This window comes from Streptomyces tyrfis, assembly GCF_037034285.1.
Taxonomy (GTDB): domain Bacteria; phylum Actinomycetota; class Actinomycetes; order Streptomycetales; family Streptomycetaceae; genus Streptomyces.
Window position 1 is genome coordinate 1 of the sequence record NZ_JBAGJZ010000137.1, and the last position, 314, is coordinate 314.

The window sequence follows — 314 nt, forward strand, 5'->3', positions numbered from 1 at the left end:
CCCACCGCCGGCGGGCCGGCCGTCGTCCCGGCGGTAGCCGCCACGGTCGTTGTCGCGTCGCGGGTTGTCACGGCGCGGTCCGCCGAAGCGGTCGTCACGACGGCTCCCGAAGCCGCCCCGCTCGCCACCGTCCCGGCGACGCGGCTCGCGCTCCGAACGATCGTCGGGAGAGTTGGTGGACATGGGTGTGACTCCGTTCATCGGGTGTTACAACACATTCTCGCGCAGCCGGGGATACGACGCGCTACGGCAGAAAACAAAAGGACCCTTGGTCCCAGCGTGAACGCTGGGACCAAGGGTCCTTGAAAGATTGC

Annotated in this window: 1 protein-coding gene; it reads right to left on the minus strand. The window is 68.2% G+C overall.

The window, feature by feature from the left end; all coding sequences use genetic code 11:
- Window positions 1–183: hypothetical protein (locus tag WA762_RS35560; protein WP_335941722.1), on the minus strand; the 183-nt coding region annotated here is incomplete at its 3' end.
- Between the last annotated feature and the right edge of the window lie 131 nt (window positions 184–314).